General features: G+C 44.6%; 29 protein-coding genes and 1 pseudogene. All 30 read right to left on the bottom strand.

What is annotated here, in order from left to right:
* Nucleotides 1-267 precede the first annotated feature (267 nt).
* Nucleotides 268-2697 (bottom strand): VirB4-like conjugal transfer ATPase, CD1110 family, encoded by a 2430-nt coding sequence (locus OCV61_RS06960; RefSeq protein ID WP_416797197.1) that lies wholly within the window; start codon nt 2695-2697, stop codon nt 268-270.
* Nucleotides 2615-3001: a PrgI family protein gene (locus OCV61_RS06965; protein ID WP_120081428.1), complete on the bottom strand. Its 387-nt coding sequence runs from the start codon at nt 2999-3001 to the stop codon at nt 2615-2617. Before OCV61_RS06965 ends, OCV61_RS06960 begins: the two co-directional genes overlap by 83 nt.
* Before the next feature lie 44 nt (nt 3002-3045).
* On the bottom strand, nt 3046-3699 hold the full coding sequence (locus OCV61_RS06970; RefSeq protein WP_158421224.1) for a DUF7007 domain-containing protein: 654 nt from the start codon (nt 3697-3699) through the stop codon (nt 3046-3048).
* A gap of 9 nt (nt 3700-3708) precedes the next feature.
* Nucleotides 3709-4203 carry a SpoVG family protein gene (locus OCV61_RS06975; protein ID WP_330382895.1) on the bottom strand — a complete coding sequence of 165 codons (495 nt, stop codon included), beginning with the start codon at nt 4201-4203 and terminating at the stop codon, nt 3709-3711.
* Nucleotides 4175-5041 (bottom strand): VirB6/TrbL-like conjugal transfer protein, CD1112 family, encoded by an 867-nt coding sequence (locus OCV61_RS06980; RefSeq protein WP_005927637.1) that lies wholly within the window; start codon nt 5039-5041, stop codon nt 4175-4177. The genes OCV61_RS06975 and OCV61_RS06980 overlap by 29 nt, the downstream gene beginning before the upstream one ends.
* 40 nt (nt 5042-5081) lie before the next feature.
* Nucleotides 5082-5213 carry a Maff2 family mobile element protein gene (locus OCV61_RS18975; RefSeq protein ID WP_442863826.1) on the bottom strand — a complete coding sequence of 44 codons (132 nt, stop codon included), beginning with the start codon at nt 5211-5213 and terminating at the stop codon, nt 5082-5084.
* A gap of 24 nt (nt 5214-5237) precedes the next feature.
* Complete coding sequence (locus OCV61_RS06990) at nt 5238-6935, bottom strand: recombinase family protein (protein WP_015521926.1); 1698 nt, start codon at nt 6933-6935, stop codon at nt 5238-5240.
* 26 nt (nt 6936-6961) lie between these two features.
* Nucleotides 6962-7144 carry a hypothetical protein gene (locus OCV61_RS06995; RefSeq protein WP_015521925.1) on the bottom strand — a complete coding sequence of 61 codons (183 nt, stop codon included), beginning with the start codon at nt 7142-7144 and terminating at the stop codon, nt 6962-6964.
* Between the two features lie 303 nt (nt 7145-7447).
* Nucleotides 7448-7564 (bottom strand): putative holin-like toxin, encoded by a 117-nt coding sequence (locus OCV61_RS07000; protein ID WP_015543458.1) that lies wholly within the window; start codon nt 7562-7564, stop codon nt 7448-7450.
* Between the two features lie 264 nt (nt 7565-7828).
* Nucleotides 7829-9736, bottom strand: coding sequence for an AAA family ATPase (locus OCV61_RS07005; RefSeq protein WP_023843669.1), 1908 nt, complete (start codon nt 9734-9736; stop codon nt 7829-7831).
* Nucleotides 9737-9774: 38 nt separating this feature from the next.
* Nucleotides 9775-11502, bottom strand: coding sequence for a MobQ family relaxase (mobQ, locus tag OCV61_RS07010; RefSeq protein ID WP_003864580.1), 1728 nt, complete (start codon nt 11500-11502; stop codon nt 9775-9777).
* Nucleotides 11502-11867, bottom strand: coding sequence for a DUF3847 domain-containing protein (locus OCV61_RS07015; protein ID WP_015543456.1), 366 nt, complete (start codon nt 11865-11867; stop codon nt 11502-11504). Before OCV61_RS07015 ends, mobQ begins: the two co-directional genes overlap by 1 nt.
* 200 nt (nt 11868-12067) lie before the next feature.
* Nucleotides 12068-12298 (bottom strand): hypothetical protein, encoded by a 231-nt coding sequence (locus tag OCV61_RS07020; protein WP_003864582.1) that lies wholly within the window; start codon nt 12296-12298, stop codon nt 12068-12070.
* Nucleotides 12286-12852, bottom strand: coding sequence for a DUF3990 domain-containing protein (locus OCV61_RS07025; protein WP_020944841.1), 567 nt, complete (start codon nt 12850-12852; stop codon nt 12286-12288). The genes OCV61_RS07020 and OCV61_RS07025 overlap by 13 nt, the downstream gene beginning before the upstream one ends.
* On the bottom strand, nt 12845-13069 hold the full coding sequence (locus OCV61_RS07030; RefSeq protein ID WP_003864584.1) for a DUF3791 domain-containing protein: 225 nt from the start codon (nt 13067-13069) through the stop codon (nt 12845-12847). The genes OCV61_RS07025 and OCV61_RS07030 overlap by 8 nt, the downstream gene beginning before the upstream one ends.
* 322 nt (nt 13070-13391) lie before the next feature.
* The gene (locus tag OCV61_RS07035) at nt 13392-14903 is read right to left on the bottom strand and encodes a hypothetical protein (RefSeq protein WP_003864585.1); all 1512 of its coding nucleotides are present in this window, start codon (nt 14901-14903) and stop codon (nt 13392-13394) included.
* Between the two features lie 112 nt (nt 14904-15015).
* Nucleotides 15016-15198, bottom strand: coding sequence for a DUF6440 family protein (locus tag OCV61_RS07040; protein ID WP_003864586.1), 183 nt, complete (start codon nt 15196-15198; stop codon nt 15016-15018).
* Between the two features lie 33 nt (nt 15199-15231).
* On the bottom strand, nt 15232-15546 hold the full coding sequence (locus tag OCV61_RS07045) for an L-2-amino-thiazoline-4-carboxylic acid hydrolase (RefSeq protein WP_040466130.1): 315 nt from the start codon (nt 15544-15546) through the stop codon (nt 15232-15234).
* 94 nt (nt 15547-15640) lie between these two features.
* On the bottom strand, nt 15641-16066 hold the full coding sequence (locus OCV61_RS07050) for an N-acetyltransferase (protein WP_158421225.1): 426 nt from the start codon (nt 16064-16066) through the stop codon (nt 15641-15643).
* A 57-nt stretch (nt 16067-16123) separates the two neighbouring features.
* The gene (locus OCV61_RS07055; protein WP_003864592.1) at nt 16124-16645 is read right to left on the bottom strand and encodes a GNAT family N-acetyltransferase; all 522 of its coding nucleotides are present in this window, start codon (nt 16643-16645) and stop codon (nt 16124-16126) included.
* 346 nt (nt 16646-16991) lie between these two features.
* Nucleotides 16992-17168, bottom strand: a complete 177-nt coding sequence (locus OCV61_RS07060) for a helix-turn-helix domain-containing protein (protein ID WP_330382896.1) — start codon at nt 17166-17168, stop codon at nt 16992-16994.
* A 159-nt stretch (nt 17169-17327) separates the two neighbouring features.
* The gene (locus tag OCV61_RS07065) at nt 17328-17738 is read right to left on the bottom strand and encodes a single-stranded DNA-binding protein (RefSeq protein ID WP_003864594.1); all 411 of its coding nucleotides are present in this window, start codon (nt 17736-17738) and stop codon (nt 17328-17330) included.
* A gap of 23 nt (nt 17739-17761) precedes the next feature.
* The gene (locus OCV61_RS07070) at nt 17762-18061 is read right to left on the bottom strand and encodes a hypothetical protein (protein WP_015543455.1); all 300 of its coding nucleotides are present in this window, start codon (nt 18059-18061) and stop codon (nt 17762-17764) included.
* A gap of 696 nt (nt 18062-18757) precedes the next feature.
* Nucleotides 18758-19612: a substrate-binding domain-containing protein gene (locus tag OCV61_RS07075; RefSeq protein ID WP_015543454.1), complete on the bottom strand. Its 855-nt coding sequence runs from the start codon at nt 19610-19612 to the stop codon at nt 18758-18760.
* A 1-nt stretch (nt 19613) separates the two neighbouring features.
* On the bottom strand, nt 19614-21332 hold the full coding sequence (locus OCV61_RS07080) for a Na/Pi cotransporter family protein (RefSeq protein WP_020944839.1): 1719 nt from the start codon (nt 21330-21332) through the stop codon (nt 19614-19616).
* Between the two features lie 172 nt (nt 21333-21504).
* Nucleotides 21505-22287: an EAL domain-containing protein gene (locus OCV61_RS07085; RefSeq protein ID WP_003864600.1), complete on the bottom strand. Its 783-nt coding sequence runs from the start codon at nt 22285-22287 to the stop codon at nt 21505-21507.
* A 258-nt stretch (nt 22288-22545) separates the two neighbouring features.
* The gene (locus OCV61_RS07090; protein ID WP_003864601.1) at nt 22546-22827 is read right to left on the bottom strand and encodes a hypothetical protein; all 282 of its coding nucleotides are present in this window, start codon (nt 22825-22827) and stop codon (nt 22546-22548) included.
* A gap of 14 nt (nt 22828-22841) precedes the next feature.
* Complete coding sequence (locus tag OCV61_RS07095) at nt 22842-23189, bottom strand: TnpV protein (protein ID WP_015543451.1); 348 nt, start codon at nt 23187-23189, stop codon at nt 22842-22844.
* Between the two features lie 82 nt (nt 23190-23271).
* Nucleotides 23272-23424: pseudogene (locus OCV61_RS07100) on the bottom strand (Maff2 family mobile element protein); the annotation flags it as partial.
* 89 nt (nt 23425-23513) lie between these two features.
* On the bottom strand, nt 23514-24819 hold a 1306-nt coding region (locus OCV61_RS07105), incomplete at its 5' end, for a VirD4-like conjugal transfer protein, CD1115 family (RefSeq protein WP_158421282.1).

Consider the following 24819-nt stretch of genomic DNA (forward strand, 5'->3'; position numbering starts at 1 on the left):
ACGGCTTTTCCGGCTGTCCTCTTGAAACTTGCCGCTTTTGGACTTCGGGCCATCATGGCCCGAAGGGCTGTCCTGCCCGGTATCCTCGTCCTCAAACCGCAGGCGTCGGGATGGTGCGGGGGAAGGCCCTTCCCGTTCAGCCGGTCCGGGGCGATTGCCCCCGGTATCCTCCGTCGGCCCCGGCCTTTGAAAATTCTGTTTGTCCGGTTTTTTTCCGATGATGTATCCCTCCTTTCCAAACCTCGGGCCATCATGGCCCGAAGTGTGTTATGCCCGGTTCATTTCCTGTTTTTTGTCCTCCGGGCGGGTGGTCATAATGGCGTACAGCTCGGTATTCTGCGGGAAGCGGTCAACAAACGGGATGGTGGTGTTTCCGAAGAACAGCAGCCCTTCGCCGGAATTGGTATGGGTCACATAGGAAAGCTGGTGGGGGCTGATCCCAAGCTGTTTGGCTAAAATCTGCCGGTCCCCCTGTGCCTGCGAGAGCAGCACAAGGAAGTCCGAGTTTTCAAAGATGTTCTCGATCTCCGGGCTTGCCAGAAAATCCTTTACGTTCTGCGTTAAAGCACTGGGAACGCACCCTTTTTTTCGCAGCATTTTCCAGATTGCCACACAATAGCTTGCCGTCAGACGGTCACGGAGCAGCACATGAAATTCGTCGAAGTAGCACCATGTAGCGATACCGCGCAGGAAATTCATGGACACCTGCGAGTTTACCAAGTCCTGCATAATGAGCATGGCAATCGTCCGAAGCCCGGCACCCAGCTTTTTTAAGTCAAGGCATACCAGACGGCGGTTCAGGTCCACATTGGTTTCATGGTTGAACACGTTAAGGGAACCCGACACATAGATTTCAAGGGCAGTTGCCAGCCGTACCGCCTCGCCCTCCGGCTGGGAACAGAGCAGGTCATACAGGGTTTGGAGGGTCGGCATTTTGCTTGTTTCCGGGTCCTGCAAGTGTTCCCGGTACATCTGGCGTACACAGCGGTCAATGACGGTCCGCTCCACCGGCTGCAAGCCATCCTTGCCGCCGACGATCAGCTCCATCAGCGACAGGATAAAGTCGGCTTTCAGCGCCATCGGGTTTTCCTCGTCAAAGCTCAGGTCAATGTCCATCGGGTTGATGTGGTGGGGGCTGTCCGGGGCGATCTCGATGACCTGTCCGCCCAGCCGCTTGATAAGGGGCGAGTATTCGCCCATCGGGTCCACCACAATGATCCGGTCACGGGTGGCAAGGAACACGTTCACAAGCTCCCGCTTTGCGGCAAAGGATTTGCCGGAGCCCGGCACGCCGAGGAACAGACCGTTGGGGTTTTTGAGCTTTTTCCGGTTTGCCATGATGACGTTATGGGAAAGTGCGTTGAGCCCGTAATAGACGGCTTCGCCATCCATGCGGAGTTCCTGCGTCATAAAGGGAACGAAAATGGCCGTGGAGCTGGTCGTCATGCCGCGCTTGATCTCAATGCCGTTATGGCCCAGCGGAAGGCTGGAAAGAAAACCGTCCTCCTGCTGGAAGTCCAGCCGCTTCAAGGTGCAGTTGTATTTCTGGACGATACCCGACACCGTGAACAGGTCATTGTCCAGTTCCCGGCGGGTCGGGGCCATGTTTACCACAAGGAAGGTCAGCAGGAACATTCTTTCATTCCGGCTCTGTAAATCTTCCAAGAGGGTCTTTGCGTCGTTGCTGTACGTTACAAGGTCGGGTGGAAGTATGTCCATGTCGTACCCTGACCGGGCTGCCTTCTTTTGTTCCTCCACCTTCATCTTGTCAATGTCGGAGACTTTGGCCTTGATGGATTTCACGGCGGCGGCCTGATCGACGGTTTGGATATGGAGAGTGATGGTCATTTCCGCATCCATTTCCAAAAGCTCCGCCAGCAGCTTGTCCGAGAGCTCTGAGGCCAAAATCTGCAAGTAGGAGGCAGCGCCCCAAGTCGTCCCCACCCGGAACAGACGGCTGAAACGAAAATCGAAACTGTCCGGGGCGATAAAGTCTTTGGTGGAAAGCCCGGTTTTGGGGATCATATCCCATGAAAACCGGAAGGGGGAGCCGCTGCCGGGGTGGAGTTGCCCGTGAAGAAGCTCCAGCCGTTCCAGCCCCGAAAGGGAGCGGCACTTGACGCCCAGCTTTTTGAAGTTCCCGCAAATGTCCGCCTCTACACGTTCCAGCCTTGCCCTGGCGGTGGGAAGGTCGTCCACGTTCACGCCGAAGGTCAGGAGCTTTGTGCGGACAATGCCGTTGTTGCTTTTGGCGATCTGGTTTTCCAGCATTTCCACATACTCACACCGGACGCTGTTGTAATCATCGTCCTGCATGGGGATGTTCACGCTGTACCGGCTGCCCGGGCGGCTCCGGTGGTTGAGGAAGGAAAGCTGAAACGGAAGGCTGCTGTCAAAGTAGTTGAGGCAGGCGCTCCACCCGTCAAAGATGGCCGCCTGATCTTCGGACTGTGCGAGCTGGTAGTTGATGTCCTCGTATTCAATGGTTTTGGTGTAATAGCGGTCCGCTACCCGGCACACCCCGTCCCGGTACATTTCCCGGTAAGGGAGGGTCTGCTGGGCGGTGGTGGGAATGTTCTTTCCTTTTGTGAACAGACCGGTAAGGCTCTGCTTTTCAGGCTTTCTGCTTGCGGGCTTTCCGGCCCTTCTGCTGTTTCGCAATCGGCTGCGCCTCCTTTCTGGCGCTAAGCAGCGCATAGAAGTTTTCGGTTTTGTAAGGCCGCACACGGGGATAGAGGAACCGGGTGCGGATGATGTTTTTCAGCACTTTTTCCAGCGGCAGACCGTCTCGTTCATACATAGCCAGAAAGAAGAACGGGAGCATGAGGCCGATCATCAGGAACATGGCGGCGCTGTTCCCGATACTGCCACGGGAAAACAGGTAAGCCGGGAGGCCCACCGCCGCCGCGCTGGAAAAACAAACAAGCTGGCGCTTCGTTAGGTTGAAGGCCAGCTTTGTCTTGATTTTGGAAAGGTCTTTTGGTACTGGCACATAGGCCATTTTGGTACACCTCCTTTATTGCTTCGGGCCAGCATGGCCCGAGGTTATCTTGCGGCCTCTTTGGCCGGGGCTGTGCTGCGGGCAGCTTCGACGGCTTCTCGTCCGCTCTGCCTTGCCCGCCAGTATTCGGGGTTATACTGCCGGATGGACTGATTGAGTTTTTCTTCAAACTGTCCTTTGTCCTTAATGCGGTCAGGGATGTTCCACAGTTTTTTGTCCAGCAGCTCCCGGAGCACCACACTTTCCTGTGCGTCCTCCTCATAGCAGATATAGCCCTTATTCTTGAAGCCGCACTTTTTCGCCGCTGGGGAGAGGACGGCGGCCACCTCATTTGCCACCATCGTTCCGCCGTGGCTGGCGGTAGATACCAGAAACACCCCTGGACAGAGGGTTTCATAGCTCTGCACCTCGCCCCACGGGGAGCTTTTCGGTGCATGGAACATTCCGCCCGTCCGGTTCCGGTCCGCCTGCATGAGCGCCGCCTTTTCCAAGATGGCGCGAAGTTCCGGGGAAAAGTAGGCGTATTCCCGAAGGACACGGGTGGCCTCCCCGCCGCAGGCGTTCATCAACAGGGTATAGGCGTCGCTGTCCGCTTTGGTACAGCGGCCCAGCAGTTTTCCGTCGTAATAGCAGGCCGCGTCATAGCCCGTCCGTTTGCGTGGCATGGTTCCCGCCTCCTTTCTGCTTCGGGCCAACATGGCCCGAAATCAACGCTCCGCACCACGGCTGGTCTTTTCCTTTGGGGACCGTTCTGCCTTTGCCTGCTCAGCAGCCGCTTTCCCGGCTTTGAGCTGGTCGCTGATGGACGCACGCCCCACAGAGCCGCGCTCCGCCATCTGTTCCAGCTTTGCCTCATAGGCTTGCAGCACAGCGGTATTGAGCTGTTCACGGAACTCCTTTGTAACAGGGTAGGCCATATCCCGATAGCCGCCTTTGCCGTCCGGCTGGCTGGGCATCCCCACGAAAAGACCCTTGCTGCCCTGGACGATTTTCAGATTTTCCACCACAAAGCAGTCATTGAATTTCACGCTGGCAAAGCCCATGAGGTTTTTCACAGGTTCGATGACCCGCACGCTTACATCCAGCTTTATAGGGGCGGCTGGTGTTCCGCCCGCAGTTTTTTCCTGCATGGATTTCTCCTTTCCGCTTCGGGTCATCATGGCCCGAAGTCTCTTAATGGCAGCCGAAGATGGATTTTGCAAGACTGCCTGTTTTGAATAAGGTAAAACACAGCAGCACCGTATATCCCACACAGCCCCAGATCGCCCCGATGGGGTCGCCGTCGGTGGCGATACTCTGGATCAGCACCGCATAGATGGCGACACAGACCAAGATCAATAGACCTTGAAAGCCCACCGCAAAGAGGGAGCGGAAATAGTTCTGCCCCATGTGTCCGGTTTCCCTGTTGGGGACGGTGGCAAACGGGATAGGCGCTAAACTTGTGAGTAAATAAATTTCAATCATACGGCCATATACGATAACGAAGATCACGATGTTTAAGGCAATCATGGTAAGCTGGATCAGGAAGGACTGGAGCCAGAGTCCGAACAGAGGGCCTAACTCCATCGCTTCAAGCTCTGTCCGCAGACTGTCCAGCACATCCGGCGTGATCTCTGTCCCGTTCTGGATAATGCCCGCTGACTGCTGTATCACATGCTGGCTCACATCAAAGACCGCCAGCACGATATTGAAGGTATTCGTCAGGATCATCACAGCCACAAAGGTTTTGAACACCCACTTAAAAAACATCCATGTGTCAACTTCATGGAGGTTGTTGCGTTCTATGAGCATCTGTATCAGTTCATAGGTCATAACAAAAGTGAGGATGACCCCGGCGATTGGCAGAATGGCAGTTTCGGAGATCTGTCGTATCATGGAAAAGACCCCGGCGTTCCAGTCCGCCGGGGTCGTGCCTACCTGTGTGGCGATCTCGCCAACGCTCTGATTGACGTTATCGAAAAGGCCGTCCAGATTTCCCATGATACCATCGACGAGCAGACCTTTCAGCCATTCAACGATTGCGTCGATGATAAAGTCCATACATCAGCTCCTTTTCTGGAAAAGGGACAACGGGTGACACTTAGCTGAACAGGCCGGACAGCAGAGGGATAAGCTGAAGGCCGATCAGAACGACACCGCCGCCAGCCATGAGCTGTTTTATGTCTTTTATGAGAAAATATTTGCTCGAAATGAGCCTTGAAAAGATTAAAATAGATTAAATTTTGATAGATTTTTCTTATTTATGGGAGCCGGAACCTCTTTCGATGGTTCCAAGCTCCGGTATTGGTTTTAAGTTGAAATGAATTTCCATTGTGACCGTTTCAGGAGTACGGCAGTAATTTTCTGTTCCGTCTTTCTCCTGCGGTTCTGAGATAACGATTTTACTGATCAGCCGGTTCAGAAGATTGGCATCCAGTTCTTTGATGTCCGCATACTCGCTAATATCGTCAATCCACTGCTGGGACTGTGCATCCAGTTTTTCTTCCGTATTCAGCACACTCTCATTCTGGAAAAGTTCCTTTTTGATATCTGTCTGCTCCTTCTGTGTCTTCTCCAGCATCTTATCAAAAACAGATTCTGTAATCTTGTCATTGATAAGGTCATCATACAGTTTTGCAATCAGCCGGTCTAACGTTTCCAGGCGGTCTTTCTGCTTTGATACCAGCTTCTCCAGACTTTCCCTGTGTCCCTGTGTATCTTCCTCGCATAACTCCTTTACCCGGTTTTCCAGTTCTGTTCCGTCTCCGGTAACTGCTTTTGCACATTCCTGGATTCTGGTAAGGACTGCATCATACAGGTCATCAGCGTCCACCCGGTGCTGGGTACAATGTGCTTTCCCCTTATGGATATAAGTGGAACAGGTATAAACTTCATGCTGGTCTTTGGTGTGCGTCTTCTTCAACGTCAACGCACCGCCACACTCTGCACAGCGGAGTAATCCGGCAAACATGCTGTATTCTCCCTGTTCTGTCTGGCGTTTCCTGCCTTTCATCTTTGCCTGTACCAGATCAAATACATCCTGCGGAATGATTGCTTCGTGGGTATCCCTGACTGTGATCCAGTCCTCCGGAGCTTTATCTCCCTGATTGCCAATCTTGAAACGGTAGTACCTTTTCTGGGAAGCCATGTCACCACAGTAAACGGGATTCATCAGCAGGGATTTCAGATAGGATTCATCCCATACATATTTCCCATTTTCCGGGTCTTTCTTTTCCCATTTTGTGTAATAGGTGCGGAGTCCCCGTTTCCGGTGCCACCATGACGGGCAGGGAATCTGCTGGCGTTCCAGTTCTCTGGATATAAAGTTAATCCCATGACCGTCCACCGCCCACTGGAAAATTTTCCGGACAATCGGTGCTGTCTCGTCGTCAATCAGGAGATGTCCCTTTTCCTCCGGGTCTTTCTGATATCCCAGTGGTGGAACAACACCTGTAAACTTTCCCTTGGTTGCCTGCAGGTGATAGGACGCATGGACTTTCTTGGAAATATCTCTGGAATACATCTCGTTCAGCACGTTCTTAAATGGGGCAATCTCATTGTCTCCGGCAAAGGTATCCACATTATCATATAATGCGATATACCTTACTCCATGCTTTGGGAAAAACTCCTCCATCAGAAATCCTGTCTGTACATGGTTTCGTCCCAGTCGGCTCTGGTCTTTGGTAATTACAAGATTCACCAGTCCTTTTTCACAGGCTTTGAGAAGTCTCTGCAAATCAGGTCGGTCTGTGTTCAATCCTGTATAACCATCGTCCTGAAACACATCCACCACCTGCCAGCCCTGTGACTGACAGTAATTCACCAGTATGTCTCTCTGGTTGGAGATGCTGGCACTCTCTCCGGTCAATTCGTCATCTTTGGAAAGTCGGCAGTATACACCAACTCTCCAGGTTGCATTTCTTTCTATATTGTTACTCATATATCTGTTGTTCATCTGATACCTCCGTTACTTTGCACATCCTACGCAGATTTCAGATTACTGAACTCATAATCATTATACTGCTTATCTTTCATTATTGCAAGTTTATCTTTTGTTTTCGTGTCACGTATTTTCTGTGCGATCACCTCTGCAAACACTTCTTTTGCGTCCTGATCACCGTCAAAATATACTCTGATGTTGATAATTTTCTTCTTCACTGCCATTGTAAAACCTCCATTTTTTGCAAAAAAAGAGCAGCTAATCCATTTTTACAGATTAACTGCCCAGACTGTTGGTTACATATATTAAAATTTTTGTATTAACATTTCAGAAATTGGGGATATAATAAAGACAGGGATAAATCCCTGTCAGATGAACTGCATATTTTAATTTTCCCATTGAAAACAAGAGGAATGTGTGGTACATTTGTTATAGGAAAAGCACCCACTCCAAAGTGGATGCCGCCTGAGTTGACTAAATGGTCTTACGACCACCGCCTATCCTGTTGGCAGACAGGATAGGCATTTTTATTTCCTCTTGTTCTTCCGATCAAGAAAGGCAATAATCGCAATTAACAGGCTACCAAAAGCGATCAGTAAACTGAGTACGCCTAAGAATATTGAGATAATCTCATAAGCTGTCATATCACGCACCTCCTTTCTTTCATCTCAGAACCCCGAAAGGCTCCGGTCTGTAAATATCAGGAGGCAGCCACACCCTGTCACAGGTGCTTCCCCGTAACATTGCTGTTACCGGATAATCATACCATTATATCCGCCATATTACAATTCATTTTTGTTCCAGATTCACAGCAATCCTTATTCTGTATGGATACCTGCTATTTCCGTTTGATTGCCTTGCACCGGCAGACGGCAGACGGCAGATAGGGTATCTATAAAGCCTGCCGTTCACTCCAAAATTCTGCCGTCACCCATTCTCCCTTGTTTTTTTAATCGAATGGTATTTTCCTGCTTTTCATTCATCCGATAATCCAGTTCTTCTTTCATCCGGCTTCTGGCTTCTCGCATGGTTCTCTGGGAGATTCCCTGTGCTTTTGCCTTTTCATCCAGTTCCCGGATTGTGACTGCATTTCCGTCTGCAAGCAGTTCATAGATCAGTTTCGTTCCCCGTTGCAGTTTTGTTTCTGTCGGCTTTCCTTCCTTTCCGTCCAGAAGATCATCTGCGGAAATCTCATAAGCTCCCACCCAGCGGAATCCTTCTTCATCTCCAAGTTTAAATGCCATCGTCTCACCTGGAGGTGCAAGAGAACTTTTCTCATGGATCAGTACTCTTGTTGTCGGGTCTTTCTTTACTTTCCCGATAAAAAGCAGGCTTCTCACCGCCGCCATGATATCAATAGAACCAAGTCCCCGGTAAGTACTCTGTGTCCCTGAAGATTTATTCAGATGTCCGATCAGCACAATCGCACAACCGGTCTTTTCAGCGATCATTCCCAGTTTCCGGAATACCGGACGGACTTCATTTGCCCGGTTCATATCCACATCGGCACCGATAAAAGCCTGTACCGGATCAATGATTAAAAGTCTGACCTGATTCTGACGGATTGCTTTTTCAATACGGTCATCGGATAACGTCAATGCTTCCTCTGTATCATCAATGACCATCACCCGACTCAGGTCTGCTCCTGCTTCCACCAGCCTCGGCTTAATCGTATCTCCCATACCGTCTTCTGCAGTCTGATAGATCACATTAAAAGGTTCAATCTCTTCCATGTTCGGGAAAGTCTTACGGTTCGTGCAGGCTGCGGTCAGCATCATGGCAAAATAAGTTTTTCCCTCTCCTGGATTGCCCTGAATAATCGTCAGTTTTCCAAATGGCAGATAGGGAAACCACAGCCATTCTACACTGGTCTGTTCAATGTCTTCATAACACAACATCGGCACCAGTTCTTCCTTCTCCGGTACTTTCATTGTAACTGTTTCAATGATTGATTTCTTCCTGTCTGCATTTTTATCACAGAGGATTTCATTCCAGTCCTTTCGGGACGGTTTCAGACGGATGACACTGTATCCGTCCGGGATTTCTATTGCCAATTTCTCACTGGCTTCATTCCCTGCATGGTCATTATCCAGGCACAGGAAAACCGAAGTAATCTGAGGGCGTTCAGAAAGAAAAGCCATCAGTGCCGCACTGGAAATGCCACCCAGACTCAGGTAGCTCCGCTTTTTCCAGTCTTTGGGAAATAATTGGATAAAAGAAAGCAGATCAATGGCTGCTTCAAACACAAACAACTGATTATCCGTCCCTCTGTGACAGAATCCGTAAGATTTATCAGATTCAGCCACATCTCCCCGGTATTTTGTTTCACCAGTTCCCCTGCAATGGGCATATCTTGGAATACCGTCTGCATCTCTGCCAACAAACACCACATTATGGTGCTTCTTTTCTTCATAAATATCCCCACTGCCGATCCATTCCTCCACCATATTCTTTTCAATCCCTCTGTTTTCTGTCAGATATCTGATGATTCTATCATTATTTTCCTCTTTCTCTGGTAATCGGAAGTCAGGGGACGGGGCGGGGCAGGTACTGTTCCTGCCTTCGCCTTCCTCCCCGGTTAGCATCTTGACAGCTTCCGGAAATGTGGCATTGTAAAATTCCATCACAAAATCCACCGGATAGCCACCCCTCCCCTGACTGTGCCTGTACCACCGGTTTCCGGATACCGTTACACTGTCATGCTTTTTCCAACGGTATTCCTTTCCGCTTTTCCCTAGTTGTTCTCCCTGTGCGCTCAGAAAAGAAACAAGATCTGTCTGATTTGCTCTTATAATTTGTTCTTCTGTATACTGCATTTTGCTCATCCTTTCCCGTCTGTCCTGCTGACAGACTGTTATAAACTCATGTCATAGTTTCGCTTTTTCTTCACTGCCTGTTGTTTTGCATCACGCTCTGCACACTCTTTCTTTTTTTCATCCAGTTTTCTCAGAAGAGAGGTCTTCTTTTCTGGATTCTGCTCCGACTGGTTCAACGGCTGTTGCTCTGCTTTCCCGTTTTCTTCAAGAATCTCTTTCGCCTGAACTGTGTAAAATGTCGGGAACTTCACCTGCTTCTCCCTTTTTTCTTCTGAACGCCCGGAAGTATCTGCTTCTGCCATTTCCCGGTCACGTCTGGCAATATCCGCACAGCTCTGTACCTTTTTCACAAAAGTTAGTTCCTCCTGGTACGGCTGATTATCTGCTTTCAGCTCTTCGATCCCCGCCTGAAGTTCTTCTTTCTCCCGTTTCCATCTGGCAGTTGGCACTTTTCCATTTTTATCCAGATGTTGTTTCAGTTCCCGTTCACATTTGCGGTAATAATTGATTTCTTTTTTATGCTGCTGATAATATCTCTCCCGTCTTTTCTGAAAATAGAAATGGTTATACTCATCAATCAATGGCTGATTTGTTTTTATTACCTCTGCCATCTTTTCCAGATTCTCAAGTTCCTTTAACTGTTTCCGCTTTTCAGAAATTTCTTTTTTACTGACAGAAACAACACCGTTCAGTTCCTCAATCCGTTCCTGCAAGTCATCCATCGTTTCTATCTGATGTGTCTGAAGATAACTGATGGATTTTGCAAACTCCTGTAAATTGGAGAGATTCTTACCTCTCTGTTTCATCTCCGCATAAAAATTGGGAAGTGGTGGTCTGCCCTGTGTCTTTTTATCATAATAATCCTGCAGGCTTTCCAGCAGTGTCGGGTTCTGCCTGCGATCCAGCTCTGCTTTCATTTCCTCATAAGCTGTCTTCATCCACTGAATGGATTCTTTCAGAGAAATAAACATCTGGTTAAACTGCCGGATTGCCCGGTTCAATTCTCCGATCACCGTTTTGATTCCCTTTTTCTCCATTGCCCGGACTTCATATCCCTCATGGATGGTCGGGATCAGGTCAATCCCCTGTTCTTTGTAGGAACGGTGGTCGATTCTGGATGCCATGTGGCACTCCCTGAATTTCCCATTTACTTTCTCTGTCCATGCCCGCCGCCATTCTTTTAAAAGCTCCGGATCATTCCATCCGGTAGTAGAAACAGCATTGAACATATCTTTTCCTTTGGCATCCTTCACCCGGTTTCCATCCTCATCAAGAATATATTCCCTTCTCTGCTTATTGCCCCAGATTCCTTCCTCTGTAAAAGGACGGATTGGGACAAGCACATGGAAATGGGGATTATCCGGTTCTTCTTCATTTTCCGCTTTTCCCTCATGGACTGCCAGATCCACGATCATGCCACGTGCCACAAACTGCTCCTGGCAGAACTCTTTTGCCAGTCTGATATTTTCCTCAAGTGTCAATTCATTCTGCAGTGCAATGTCAAACGAATAGGCAAGCTGTGCCTTGTTGTTCCGTTCCACATGCTCCACCTCGTTCCAGAGTGTTTCCCTGTCAGTCAGACGCTCTGGCACATACTCCGGTGTCAGGATTTCTGTAAATATCACACCTGACTTGCTCGTATAATCGTGTATCTTGTTGTAATAACTGTCAAAAATCCTCTGCCCGGAAATATAGGCTGCGGAAGCGACCACCATCTGCCCTTTCCCTCTGGATACATTCCTTACTGAAAAATGATACAGTGCCATTAACTGTCATCTCCCTTCTCTGTCTTTTTTACTGCTTCTGCAATCTGCTGTTGATCTTTGTGTAAGGCGGCTATATGAGCCTGCCGCACAATACTCTTGTTGTAACTGCTGTTCTGCAGTTGATTCATCATGTCCTGGACGTCTTCCTGTTCCAGATCTCTGGACAGCGGAAATACTTTCTCAAACTCTGCCCCTTTGACAATCAGCCGGTGGGAACGTTCCCTGCGTTCTACCAGCTTCTTCCGCTGCTCCAGAATGTTTTTGTGGTGAATTGCTGCCTCCAGTTCCTGTCTGCTCTTTTCCATGTTGGCCTTCAGTTCCTCCAATGACATGGATTCATACTTTGGATTTTTTGCTCTGCTCATTTTCTTGTACTCCTTCTTTTTTCTGTAAACAAAAAGAACCGGCTTATTCATGAATGCCGATTCCTGGGTATAAAAAACTGAGGTCGTTGTCCTGTGATTAGGAAATGCTGACCTCAGCGTTTTTGAAATATTTAATTGTTGCTCCTTGGAATGAAAGTCTTTGTCACCATTGTCGTATAAATTTAAACTCACATCCCATATCAGGATTTCTTTAATTCTTCCATATACAGTTCAGCTATATATGCCGGACCAGTGCACCACAGCTTTGTCTTCTCATCATACAGTGCTTTTCCTGTCTTTGAACACAAAAAATCTGTCAATACCTCGTTTCTGTCCTTGCCTGTCTCTTCTGCGATTTCATCTGTCACCATAGTGATCAGAAGGTCGATTGTATAATTCATTTTTTCCTTTGGAATTGTTACTTCAGCCATATCTTCTCACCTTTCACAAATTTCAGACACTCAATAGCTGCCTCAGTTTTAAAGCAGTATTGATCTTTCAATTTATTCGGCAGCAACTGTCTGATACAGAAATCGTCTGCTACTTTATCACCTGCAGTCCCAAAAGCACCCGCAAGATAAGCGGTAAGAGTAGCGTTTGTTGCATCATCCGCAATCTTTCCTGCAATGATATCATATTTTGCCATTTCACGTTCAACCTCAATAAACATTTTTTTCTTTCGGTGAGCGGCGATACAATGTAACCAGTCCACATCTGCATTTTCAAAAATATGCGTTTCAAGATTTTCTGAAAGTTTGAATTCAAAAGTTGAAATATATCCAAACTTCTGCCCCTCTTCAATTGTTCCGGTTGCGATGGCTTTGGCTATTGAGGTTCTCAGAAAACTTTCTGCCTGTTCCTTTGATGTGGTTAAATAAAATCCCTGTCCAAAATCTTTTCTCTTTGCACATTTGGCAAGATCTGGCTCTTTTACTTCACAATAACTTCCATGATAGAGAACAAATCCATCTTTTAACTCAAGCACTAATCTCTATCCCCTTTCTTTGCAAAAATTCAGTAATATCTTCAAGCACAGCTTCATCGCCTTCACAATGAAAAATCCCATAGCATTTTTCTATATATCCAAGAACATCGGCTTCTTTAAACAAGTGGATAATCTGTTCAACAGGTAAATGCCACTCTTCTGAAGCAAGCCGGATTAGTCTTGTTTGCATAAAAGTAATCTCTGTTTTCTCACTCATTATGAATCCTCCTCATTTTCTTAGTCAGTAAAACCGGAATTGTTGATTACCAAGGCATATTTCCAAATCGACTAATAAAAGTTACTGTTAGTCCGGTTTTATCAATCATTGCAAGTTTTACGATTGCGCCTGTACTGTTTGCTTTCCTCCGTCGACATTCAAATCTGTTGCCGTGGCACCTGGATCAGCGCAGTTCACCTCTTATGTCTTGGAGTCCTTTTGCATACTTCCAAAAGAACCCAGTCCGCTTGAAACATTTACGATAATAGTTTTATTTTTTCTCTCATTGTCATACAATGCACCTACTTCCCCAGAATTTATTTTACCACGTATTCTTCTGTTCGTCTGTCACCTGCATCGTATCTGCATTTACCAGATAAAAATCTACCAATTCGGTCTCGTAATTGCCATCCGGATATACTTTTTCTAACACCAGTTCTTCGCAGGAATTACCATCTGCATCTGTCTTGGAACCATTATCGTACAGACAGTATCTCACATTTACCGTATTACCGTTCTTTGTTTCCTGCGTTTCGCTGACGACAGCATAGACTTCTCCCTTTGCATTCGCCGTGTAACTGAACGCCATATTTTGAAGTGTATTCTGCTCCTGAAGGTAATTATAAACTGCCAGCATTGCATTTTGAATTGTCAGACCATCATGCTGCCCTTCTGTCTCGTAATCTTCTATGGTATTTCCACTCTGAATATCCTCTGAATCTGTTGAATTCTCTGTATCCAAATCCGGTAATTCTGTAGTATCCTCTTCTTGATTATCTTCTTCATCTATTGTATCCGAAGACCACCACAGACCATCCATACTCTGCATAACAAATGGATTATTGGTTCTGTATCTCCGTTCACCACCATAATCTTCCTGCACAGTTATATACGTATATTTGCTGTCACAACCAGTCACCGTTTCTGTTCCATCCATTCCGAACACTACACTCAGACCACTCATTCCAATAATCAAAAGTGCAAATATCGCAGCAGCTCCATAGACAATTATCAATGCCACTTTGTTTTTACCGAATTGTATGGATAATGCCTGGCAATTGTGTCTGTATAAACTCACGATCCCCCAGATCAAAAGAACCGCCAGACTGATTGTAATAACAGTAATCGATATTTCTGCGAAACGATATCTCACTTCATATCCCATATCACGTTTTATACCATACCACAATCCATAGAAGAAGGTACTATACGCAAGAACCAAAGTAATGATACTGATCCGTATCGGATGCTCTTTTTTATCCGGCACTGCCTTCTTCAGTGCCTCTGCCATCTGCGCTGCCGCTCTCTGCTCTATCCACATAGCAAGCTCTGCTTTTGACGGATATGTGCATTTAGTATCCGGAATCCCTGCGTAACACATCTGGCTCTCTTGAATCCCTGTCGCATCTCCTGCTGCCATTGCTGTAACCACTTTCAGGTAATAATACAACTTCAACTGTGCTGGATTGAATTTATCTATACGAATATCTGCCAGCTCCTGTGCAGCCCGTTCATAATTGTTAAGGAGTACACTCATCCGTGCCATAACCAAAAGCATCTGATTCGCTACAGCAGGGTAACGGTGATATTGCTTCTCATATAAATACCGTGCATACTCATGTCGTTCTTCCGGTGTTAACCGATAGGACTTCTTTCTATTCTGTGCCAGCATCGCAATTCGCAGACCATAAGCCAATTCCAAAATTGCAATCAGCTGGCAGATAAATGCACCAAATCCCCAGATATCCGTTGTATACCGCACATAGGTCACCAACACAATGCCTAGCATTGCCGGAATCACGATCAACCATTTTGTCCAACCTGATCTTCTCATAAAAATCTCCTGAATTGTTTTTCTGAATATAGTATATTACCGCACACACCAATCGACCATATACATATTGTGACGATGCTGTTACTTACCATAACAGTTGCTGTTTCTAAGGTCATCTATTTATAGCCTGAGAAATAACTGGTTTCCCATCTCTGTCCAACAATGGAGTCAGTCCACCTGAATACCCACATGCATGATATAAATAATTCACACCAGTTTCCTTATCCACCCATATCTCAGTAGTAGTTAATGCTCCCTGAGAATATATTTTTTCAAATCTCTCTTCTTTCGCCATTTTCAATTTCCTCCCATAATCAATTTTTCGGTTTTATAAAAAATGTTTCTCTGTTACTTTCTCGATTGTATCATGACATACAGTTCCATCTTCGGCAATCGTCGATTTTCTGATAAATCTCGAATGATGCTTTAATACTCCATAAGCATACCAGTCATGGTTGCAAAATACTTTGCAGAACTCTGCATAGCCATGTTCCTTACAGGTATCGAAATACAGACACCTGCTGATTTCATAAGTAAATCCACTATCATCATCCTGCAAAATTTCTGTCTCCCAACATACCTTTTTTTCGCCCTCCAGATCATCTACCAGAGACTGTCTCACAATCTTATAGCCATTCGGCAATAAATCGACATGCTTTTTTCTCTTTTTCCGTTACCATATTTTCTCCCAACTTGCACACTAAGTCATAATTTTCCAAACACTAAAACTTGAATTTCTATTTCTGCTGCCATGCCATTACATAGTCTTTTTCTCCAGTAGCTTCATCCAAACCGCTATACTGAATCTCAAATCCTTCTCTTTGATAAAAGGATATTGCCCGTGTATTTTTTTGATATACATTTAAGATTAATTTGTTTCTTTTTCCCTTTACATAGTTTAGCAAAATTTTACCTATACCTTGAGATTGCATTTTGGCAGAAACAAAAATACCTTCAATGTATTCGTTACTTAACCCTATAAAACCCTGTATTTCCTGTTTATCCTCGTAAACATAGACAGTTGCCTGTAATAGAAGTTCTTTTACTAACTCAAAATTACTTTTCCAATATTGAGCAGAGATAAAATAATGTGTCTTTATATTTGTATCTAACCATATTTCTGCAACTTTATTTATATCCACTTTCCGTAATTCTCTAATCATAACGGTGATGCTCCTCAAACTCCGATTTTCTCAATTTTTCAAACTGGAATTTACGAACTACAATATCTTTTCGAGAAAAAGATGGTTTTTGTGTGCAATTACATCTCCAACTTTTTTAGAAGCACTAGCAATTATTTCAAATCCATTTTTTTGATACAAAGATAGCGCAGGAATATTTTGACTTCCTGTATCCAAACGTAGTGCCCTGCAACTATTTTTTTGTGCTAATTCTGTAGCGAATTTTATTAGTGATGATGCAATTCCTTTACCAGACATACTCGGACGTACCATTAAAAGGTGAATTACCATTACCTCATCTTCAGATAATTTTTCTTTCCAAGGAATAGTTGCATATTCTATTGGTTGAACTTTATCAATAATGATACTTCCAACAATTGTTCCGTTTTCTTCATATACAAACAAAGCACCAGCATAAATAGCCCGTTCTGCATCATCTTTCGTTGGATAAACCCCTTTCTTAAATACAGTAAAGGCTGTATGATTCAGTTCATACTGGAAATGCTCATTGTAAGTATCTTCAATCGAATTAACATCTTTTAGTATTGCTTTTCTAATCATAAAATCTCTCCACAAATTTTGATTTCACACTTTCTTTCCCCTTATATGTCTATATCTGAAATATTCAGTCACAAACTTTATCAGGGATAGGCATCTGTGCCGCAAGGGGATCTTCCCCTTGTACGAAATCTCTGATTTCGCTGTATTTCCCGGTTTGAGATTTCTTGAAATCGGGAACAGCACCGCAGGTCGCACGATACAGGCAGATGGAATTGCCTGTATAGAAGTGCGCTCTTAGCGTTGCTAAGAGATTTATGCCGTATCCGGCGTGTTATCTTTTTTCAATTTCTTTTTTCGACTTCTGAAGCATTCTTCCAGTTTTAATAATTTGACATGTCTGCTCTTGTTACTCATCATCTGTAAATTCCAGCATCTCATCAACGGTGCAGTCCAGCTTCTTGCAGATCTTCTCAATCGTCTCCATTGATACATACTGGTTTTTTCCCATCCTGGCAAGAATATTTCCACTGATCCCGGTGAGGTACTGCATCTCTATCCGCTTCATATTTTTATCTATGAGCATTTTCCATAATCTGTTATAACTTACGCCCATAAGATCTGAACATATTTTGATTATATCACGATTTCGTTAGGTTGAATACCTGTAATTTTTGATGTCTTCTGTAAAATGGAAAAGAGGATGCCCCGACAAAGGGCAACCTCTCCAACCATTTACTTCGGTTTAGTCGAATGGAACCTCACCTTCCGGTGCTTCCATAAATCCGTCCTTATCTGTTTTCGGTGTTTCCGATGAATCAGCTCCAACACCATTATCCTTGTTCTGGGCAAATTCATGTTCTTCCACGATCACATCTGTAGTATAAATTGTTTTCCCGTCCTTGTCCTTATAATTGCCAGTGCTGATACGACCGCCAATCACAATCCTCATTCCCTTGTGAAGATATTTCTGTGCAAACTCTGCACTCTTTCCGAATGTGACACAGGAAATAAAATCCGCTTCCTGTTCACCGTCACGTTTATATCTTCTGTTTACCGCCAGTGTATATCTTGCTACTGCCATATCATTATCTTTTCCGGCATATTTGATCTCCGGATTCTTTGTCAGTCTTCCCATTAAAACCACTTTATTCATAATCGTTACTGTCCTTTCCGCAGCTACGCTGCCATTGCATATTCTTCATCATCTGTTTCATCGTCCGGCATAAACATTGCACATGCTTCCGGTGGATTGGTATCATCCGGTGAAAATATTTTCCGGATCATTTCATACATGATCGGATACCGATATGCGATTTCTTCTCTTGCAAGGAATCTGCATACCCTGTAAAGATTCTTTTTCATTTCTTCATCTGTTGTAAGCATGGCAACCAGATGGATTCTCTCCCTTGTATAAATCAGATTCGGGCATCCAAACCAGTTAATCAACTGCATTTCTTTCATTTTCAGTTCTGTCATAAACTGCTCCTTTCCGGGCATTTTGCCCTGTAAACATTGTCATCAGTTTCATTCGTCCGGCGGTCTGGCGTGCGTTTCCCTGTCACCTGCAGCCGTCTCAGACTGCCTCTGCCTGCATCAGCAGGTCACTGACCATAAGGCTTCGGTCAGCCGCCCATCATCGGGAGTGTCATTATAATTTCGCTCGCTCTCAGAAAAAGAAAGGTCATGGCATAACTCCTGTTAGGCTTCCAGGGTGCACTTATCGGTTGTCAAGGTTCATCGAAGGAACATTCCAAAACGTCCTCTGATTACTAGAGTCAAATGACTTCGCAAGATGCAAAAGATTCGTGATATTTTTTTGCATTTTTATCATTTTTTCTTTTACTTTTGTTAGTCCCTTCACATACTCTGTACTGAGACAGGCAAAAGCGGACATCTTTGGGGTAAAATTTTTAAAATAATTGTTCCTCTACCTATAAAGCCTGGGAAGCGGTATTTACCAACCCCCTTTTGCAAGTTTTTTTCGCATAAATGAAATATTCCCTCACTAATAGCAAGTTTCAGAGGGCATTTGGACGGTACTTTTGCAGAAAAAATTATTTTTCCACTAATCACACGTGGGAATTTGAAGAATGTCAGATAATTTTGAAAAAATCCAAAAAAGAAGCACCGACCGTTATAGTCAGTGCTTGTAAGATATTATATTCGTTTTTCTCAGGAAAGATCATCCCAGTTTTTATATGTTCCATTGTACAGACCTGTAAGTTGTTTTATTGTAAGATTTTCCAGTGGATTTTCTTCATTTATCACAATAGCTATAGCATCTTTTCCAATGACTTTTGTTTCCAGAAGCTCTGCTTCATAATCCTTTAATTCTCTGGATGACATTGCGAAATCACACTCTCCACTTATCACCGCCGTAATCCCTCTTGAAGAATCTGTTGCTTTTACTTCTATTTCAGCATTTGGATTTTGTTTCTGATAGTCATCTGCCAGTGCTTTTACCATTGGTTCCATTGAAGTGGATCCTTCAATCAGAATCTTTCCTTCTGACTTGTCAGAAAGGAATGTTGTTGTACTGTCAGCCTGAATACAATATTGTTTCACAATATCCTGTCCTTTACTCTTTACATAAGTCAGGAAATCCTGTTCCACATCTGTCAGTTCTCCATTATAAGCCAGATAATAATCCCTGCAAAGAGGATAACTGTTATTGTCTATTGTTTTCTCAGAAGGAAGAACTCCGTTGATTTGAAGTATTTTTCCATTCGTATCTGTTGCGGAACTATATGCGACATAACCAACTGCGTTTTTATCTTCTTCCACCTTTTTCAGAACTTTCTCTGTAGAATCAACAACTATTCCTGTATCACTCTCAGGCAGTTTCAAAAGATTCTCAAATTCTGCTCTGGTTCCTGACCCTTCTTCTCGTGATACAGCTGTGACAGCTCCCATAGCAGACAGATCCGGCAATGGCTCTTCCTCGGTTCCACATGCTGTTATTCCCGTTGCCAGCATTATCATTATCAGCAGAAGTGCAGATTTTCGGATGTTTTTTTTCTTTACCATTTTATACTGCACCTCTTTCCATCATTGATTTTCCCGTCTCTTCATCAAGGTTTATAAAAGCCACATTATCACAGGCTTCTTCTGCAATGCTGACACAATTATCTGCCATACGGTCAAAATTATACATGATCCCAGAAAAATATCTTGTCATAGACGCATCACAAACCTCATTTTTTACACGGTTTAAATGTGCCTTACTGTATTTTTTCTCTGCTTTATGCATTTTTTTCTTATTTTTAAAAACTGTTTCAGCCACTACAGCATCACCCTTACGGATTGCCTCCATTGCTTTCTTTAAAAGCTGCTGGATAATATCAATGCAGTCTTCCATTTCTGAGGAGGCTTCACTGGTCAGTCTTTTTCCATTGTTATTTACTTTTTCACATATCTGGTCAATATCTTCACATCTGTCTGCAATCCTCTGAATACTATTGTTTACATACAGTAACCCTGCCGTCTGCTCAGACTGTTGTTCTGTAAGGTTTCCGCTTGCGAATAATCTGGTAATATATTCTGTCACACTGTCCTGTAACTGATGTACAATCTCCAGATTTTCTATAAACGAACCATGAGTTTTTGAGTCTCCATCTGCTACAATCGCCGTTTTTAAATCACTTAACAGAGATTCTGCCAGTTCTCCAAGTCGGTTCAGTTCCTTAGATACCAGAACCATAGCAGCCGCCGGCTGTTCAATCACTTTCATATCCAGATATTTGGGTTCAAAAGCTGCTTTCTCTGTTTTGTCATTTCCACGGATGATTGTTGTAACAATTTTTACCATCAGCGGAATCAGTGGCAGCCAGACCAGTGTACAGACGATATTAAACGTTGTATGTGCATTTGCAATCTGTCTTGAAATCACATCAATCTCATTTCCCTTTGGTGAAATAAACTGGACAAATTTTGCAAACCACGGAACCAGGAAAATAAAAACGCAGCTTCCACTGATATTAAAAATACTATGCGCAATTGCTGTACGTTTTGCATTTTTAGATTGTCCAATTGATGCAAGAAGTGCTGTGATCGTTGTACCTATATTATCTCCAAGAAGAATCGGAATCGCACCGGTAAGCCCTATTACACTGCTTACTCCGTCCGGTCCTGCCTGTGATGCAAAATTCTGCAGAACTGCAATCGTAGCTGAACTACTCTGCACAACCAATGTCATGACCGCTCCCAGTACAACACCAAGAACCGGAATGGATGAAACTTTTCCCATCAGATCAACAAAGACCGGACTTCCCGCCAAAGGTTTCATGACTTCACCCATGATTTCAATTCCTTCAAATAAAAGTCCGAATGAAAAAATTACCATACCGATATTTTTAACCTTTTCTTTTTTGCTAACAAAGTTCAGAATAAATCCAACAAAGATAATTGGATAAATATAATTGCTGATTTTAAATGCCATCAGCTGTGCCGTCATAGTGGTTCCTATGTTGGCACCAAAGATAACAGAAATTGCCTGCGGAAGACTCATAAGTCCCGCACTGACAAAACCGATAACCATAACTGTCGTCGCTGAACTGCTCTGCAATACAGCTGTTACAAGTGCTCCGGCAAGTGCTCCCATAATTGGATTTCTTGTAAGAAATCCAAGGATTTTTTTCATTCGTTCTCCTGCGGCTTTCTGAAGTGCATCACTCATGCTGTTCATTCCATAAAGGAACAAGGCAAGGCCACCGATCAGACCAAAAACCACTTTCACATTCTCGTTCATTTCTCTTTCCTCTCCTGTTATTATATAAGATCTACATTTTCCTATACAATTATAGAAGACAGAAATCAAATCTATGTGAGTGCTTGTGTAAAATAGGTGTAAAAATCAATGGAAATCTTTATAATGTTATAATTGACTTATTCATTTTTCACCTGCTGACATATAGTTTTCATTACGATTTATTATTCAGTCTACGTAATACCAACATCGCCTCATTCCTTACATTTTTGAACGTTCTGTCCGGTCTTCCAAGAAAATATCCTTGTCCGTAATGAACACCTAATCTACACAGACACTCCAACTCTGCTTCTGTTTCTATCCCTTCTGCAATCAGAATTGCTCCTGTCTCATTACAGTAATGCAACAGAAATTCCATCATAATTTCCTTTTTCTTATGTTTTTGAATATCTCTGACCAGTTCTATATCAACTTTTAAGTAGTTTGGCGATGTATTTACTACACGGTTCAGACCAGAATATCCAGCTCCAACATCATCCAAAGCTATTTCATATCCCTGATCTGCATAATGCTTCATAATCTGTTGCAGAATCTGATAGTTTTCTATATCCGACCGTTCCGTTATTTCAAATACAATGTCACAGGACGGTACTCCGGCTTTCGCAGCCTTACGGTTTGTAAATCCCTGTATGAACGATTTATCCTGAATGATATTACCATCTACATTAAGAAATAATTTTGCATGTTCTGGTTTATTCGCCGCTGCCTTCAATGCTTTATTTCTGCACAATTTTTCCAATTTCCAAACACAGCCTACCTGTTCAGCAATCACAAACAAATCTGAAATCATAAGAGTCGTATCATGCCTGTCGATACGACTAAGAGCTTCATATCCTGCCACATCTCCAGTCTGTAAATTTACAATCGGCTGAAATACCGGATATATAGCCTTTCTTTCTAATATTTTATAAAATTCATCTGCATTTTTTACTTTCATTATTTCTTCTCTGCCTCTGTGAATACATTTTCTGTAACCCTATCAACCCACTATATGATATCATCACTTTTTCATCCTTCAATCAGATTTAAGTAAAATCATAGTAAATTTTCACCATTGTTCAGCCAGACCAATTCTTATATAACACAAAGCAAATACGTACTACCACCTGTTTTTTATTATGAAAACTATATTAAATGAGGCTCTTACTGTCTATACAATAAAAGCCTCGTTATATATAGTCTATGTTCTGATTATTCAGATCTTACTGTCTTTTTCACACACCAGTCTTTCATAATCCAGAAATCCCCGGATATACATTTCTTTTGCCACAATTCCCTCCATTGCATTTTTCGCTGAAATAATCCTGTCCAGTGTCTGCCACATCTCCTGTCCGCCATCTCTGAGGACCGGTTCCAGTATTTCTATGTAATGATGAATTTCTGCTTCCAGAGTGAACATCTCCGGGTCAGATTCAAGAAATCTTTCCAGCTCCCGCTGGTATTCTTCATAATAACTTTCAATCAGTTCTCTTCTCATATCTAGAATCCCCCTTATACATAAATCAGTTCCTGCTTGATGATCTCAGCAGCCCGGTTGCGGATATTGTTACAGTGGCATAGCCATTCCATAGGATTCTGTCTCTTCAGTTCCTCGGAAACTCCCTCCGCACTTCGCATCTGAGTTTCGATCAATTCAAAGCGTTCCTGTGCCTGTTCATTCAGATCTGCCAAATAACTGTCCAGCCTGGCGGTCAGAAGAAGATATGTATAAGTTCCAGATTTATGTTCTTTCAGATATTCCTTCCGAAGCATTCCCCATAAGCCAATCGGTCTGGTTTCCTCCGGGTAGTAAAGATTCGGTAAATAATAGTCTCCCACTTTTGTGTATTCGATTTTCATGGTGTCTCCTTTCGCTTTGCATGAAATTGTCATGTTATCTGCGTAGGATGTGCATTTTCTCTTTAAAATCTTTTCACATAGAAGACATTAAGTGCTTAATGCCCTGGCTTTTTGCCGCAGGGTTGTCCGACCCGTAACCTTCCAGAAGGTTGATGACGCCCCATACCGCCAGACCAGCGCCAAGAGCCATGACCAGAATTTTAAGAATGTCGATTGCCTGATTGAAAAATTCCATATACGTTCCTCCATTTTGTTTGTTTGATGGTTTTGGGTACAAAAAAAGCCGCCCACATCGGCGGCGCTTCGGGTCATCATGGCCCGAAGTTACACAAATTCGTCGCTGTCCAGATCATCGAAATTCAACAGGTCAGCTTCTTCGTCCGTGTCGGAGCCGTCCACTTTGTACACCGTGTATTCGTCCTCCGGCTTTAGTCTCAATGGCCGGTGGCGGAACAGGCTTTCCAAGCGGAAGGCGTTTTTCTTTTTATCAAATTCGGCTGTGTACTTGTAATTCGGGTGCTTTTTCAAGTCATACTTCGGGGACAGGAAGGGCGGGAGCCCCCGAAGCTGCAAGATACATTTATCCCCGGGCATGGTGGTGATCTCGCTGGTGGTCATCAGTTCCCGGCCAAGCCGCTGCATATTTTGGCTGTAACTTTCAGACTGTCCCCGGCTTCGGCCCTCGGTCTGCATAGAGATGGTGGCCTTGCCCAGCCAGTTTTCCGAAATATCCTTTAGGGTGGAAGCCTCCCGGCCTCCGAGGAACACGATACTGTCCATGTTTCCCATGATGGTTTCGGAATGGTCTTTGTACAATGCCTTGCACTGGCTCATAGCCTGATAAAAGAGCGTCAGGCTGATCTCCCGGGAACGAATGACGGCCACAATCTTTTCCAGCCCCGGCACCTGCCCGGTGTTGGCAGCCTCGTCCCATAGCACCCGCACATGGTAGGGCAGACGCCCGCCATAGGTGTTATCAGCCCGTTCACACAGAAGGTTGAACATCTGCGAGAAAGCAAGGGCAACCAAAAAGTTGTAGGTGGTGTCCGTGTCGCTGATAAGGAAGAACAGCGCCGATTTTTCGTCCCCCAGCTTATCAAGCTCCAGCTCGTCATAAGACATGATCTCCCGAAGCTGGGGAATATCAAAGGGAGCCAGTCTTGCACCGCAGGAAATCAAAATGCTTTTGGCTGTCTTGCCGCTGGCGAGCTTGTATTTCTTATACTGCCTCACGGCGAAGTGCTGGGGGCTGCGGCGTTCCAGCCCGTCAAACATATAGTCCACCGCATTTTTGAAGGTTTCGTCATCCTCCCGGACTTCCATGCTGTTTATCATTTCCACCAGCGTATTCATGTTGCGTTCTTCTTCCGGCCCCTCAAAGACGATGTAGGCCACAAGGGCGCAGTACAAGAGGGTTTCGGCTTTGGTCCAGAACTCGTCGCCCTCCTTGCCGTCGCCTTTGGTGTTGGCAATCAAGGCGGTAACGAATTTCAAAACATCGCTTTCCGTCTTGATATAGGCCAGCGGATTGTAGTGCATGGATTTTGAAAAGTCGATACTGTTGAACACCCGCACCCTGTATTTCTCCCGTTGCAGAAACCGCCCGCACTGGTCGAGGGTGCCGCCCTTC

This window comes from Blautia ammoniilytica (assembly GCF_025566965.1).
In the GTDB taxonomy this organism is placed as follows: Bacteria; Bacillota; Clostridia; order Lachnospirales; family Lachnospiraceae; genus Blautia_A; species Blautia_A ammoniilytica.

Bases quoted from the DNA above. Each gene is read 5' to 3' on its own strand.
- OCV61_RS06960 (WP_416797197.1), bottom strand. From the start codon at position 2,697: ATGCGCTGCTTAGCGCCAGAAAGGAGGCGCAGCCGATTGCGAAACAGC.
- OCV61_RS06965 (WP_120081428.1), bottom strand. From the start codon at position 3,001: ATGGCCTATGTGCCAGTACCAAAAGACCTTTCCAAAATCAAGACAAAG.
- OCV61_RS06970 (WP_158421224.1), bottom strand. From the start codon at position 3,699: ATGTTGGCCCGAAGCAGAAAGGAGGCGGGAACCATGCCACGCAAACGG.
- OCV61_RS06980 (WP_005927637.1), bottom strand. From the start codon at position 5,041: ATGGACTTTATCATCGACGCAATCGTTGAATGGCTGAAAGGTCTGCTC.
- OCV61_RS06990 (WP_015521926.1), bottom strand. From the start codon at position 6,935: ATGAACAACAGATATATGAGTAACAATATAGAAAGAAATGCAACCTGG.
- OCV61_RS06995 (WP_015521925.1), bottom strand. From the start codon at position 7,144: ATGGCAGTGAAGAAGAAAATTATCAACATCAGAGTATATTTTGACGGT.
- OCV61_RS07000 (WP_015543458.1), bottom strand. From the start codon at position 7,564: ATGACAGCTTATGAGATTATCTCAATATTCTTAGGCGTACTCAGTTTA.
- OCV61_RS07005 (WP_023843669.1), bottom strand. From the start codon at position 9,736: ATGCAGTATACAGAAGAACAAATTATAAGAGCAAATCAGACAGATCTT.
- mobQ (WP_003864580.1), bottom strand. From the start codon at position 11,502: ATGGCACTGTATCATTTTTCAGTAAGGAATGTATCCAGAGGGAAAGGG.
- OCV61_RS07015 (WP_015543456.1), bottom strand. From the start codon at position 11,867: ATGAGCAGAGCAAAAAATCCAAAGTATGAATCCATGTCATTGGAGGAA.
- OCV61_RS07020 (WP_003864582.1), bottom strand. From the start codon at position 12,298: ATGGCTGAAGTAACAATTCCAAAGGAAAAAATGAATTATACAATCGAC.
- OCV61_RS07030 (WP_003864584.1), bottom strand. From the start codon at position 13,069: ATGAGTGAGAAAACAGAGATTACTTTTATGCAAACAAGACTAATCCGG.
- OCV61_RS07035 (WP_003864585.1), bottom strand. From the start codon at position 14,903: ATGAGAAGATCAGGTTGGACAAAATGGTTGATCGTGATTCCGGCAATG.
- OCV61_RS07040 (WP_003864586.1), bottom strand. From the start codon at position 15,198: ATGGCGAAAGAAGAGAGATTTGAAAAAATATATTCTCAGGGAGCATTA.
- OCV61_RS07050 (WP_158421225.1), bottom strand. From the start codon at position 16,066: ATGATTAGAGAATTACGGAAAGTGGATATAAATAAAGTTGCAGAAATA.
- OCV61_RS07055 (WP_003864592.1), bottom strand. From the start codon at position 16,645: ATGATTAGAAAAGCAATACTAAAAGATGTTAATTCGATTGAAGATACT.
- OCV61_RS07060 (WP_330382896.1), bottom strand. From the start codon at position 17,168: ATGCTCATAGATAAAAATATGAAGCGGATAGAGATGCAGTACCTCACC.
- OCV61_RS07065 (WP_003864594.1), bottom strand. From the start codon at position 17,738: ATGAATAAAGTGGTTTTAATGGGAAGACTGACAAAGAATCCGGAGATC.
- OCV61_RS07070 (WP_015543455.1), bottom strand. From the start codon at position 18,061: ATGACAGAACTGAAAATGAAAGAAATGCAGTTGATTAACTGGTTTGGA.
- OCV61_RS07075 (WP_015543454.1), bottom strand. From the start codon at position 19,612: ATGGTAAAGAAAAAAAACATCCGAAAATCTGCACTTCTGCTGATAATG.
- OCV61_RS07080 (WP_020944839.1), bottom strand. From the start codon at position 21,332: ATGAACGAGAATGTGAAAGTGGTTTTTGGTCTGATCGGTGGCCTTGCC.
- OCV61_RS07085 (WP_003864600.1), bottom strand. From the start codon at position 22,287: ATGAAAGTAAAAAATGCAGATGAATTTTATAAAATATTAGAAAGAAAG.
- OCV61_RS07090 (WP_003864601.1), bottom strand. From the start codon at position 22,827: ATGAGAAGAGAACTGATTGAAAGTTATTATGAAGAATACCAGCGGGAG.
- OCV61_RS07095 (WP_015543451.1), bottom strand. From the start codon at position 23,189: ATGAAAATCGAATACACAAAAGTGGGAGACTATTATTTACCGAATCTT.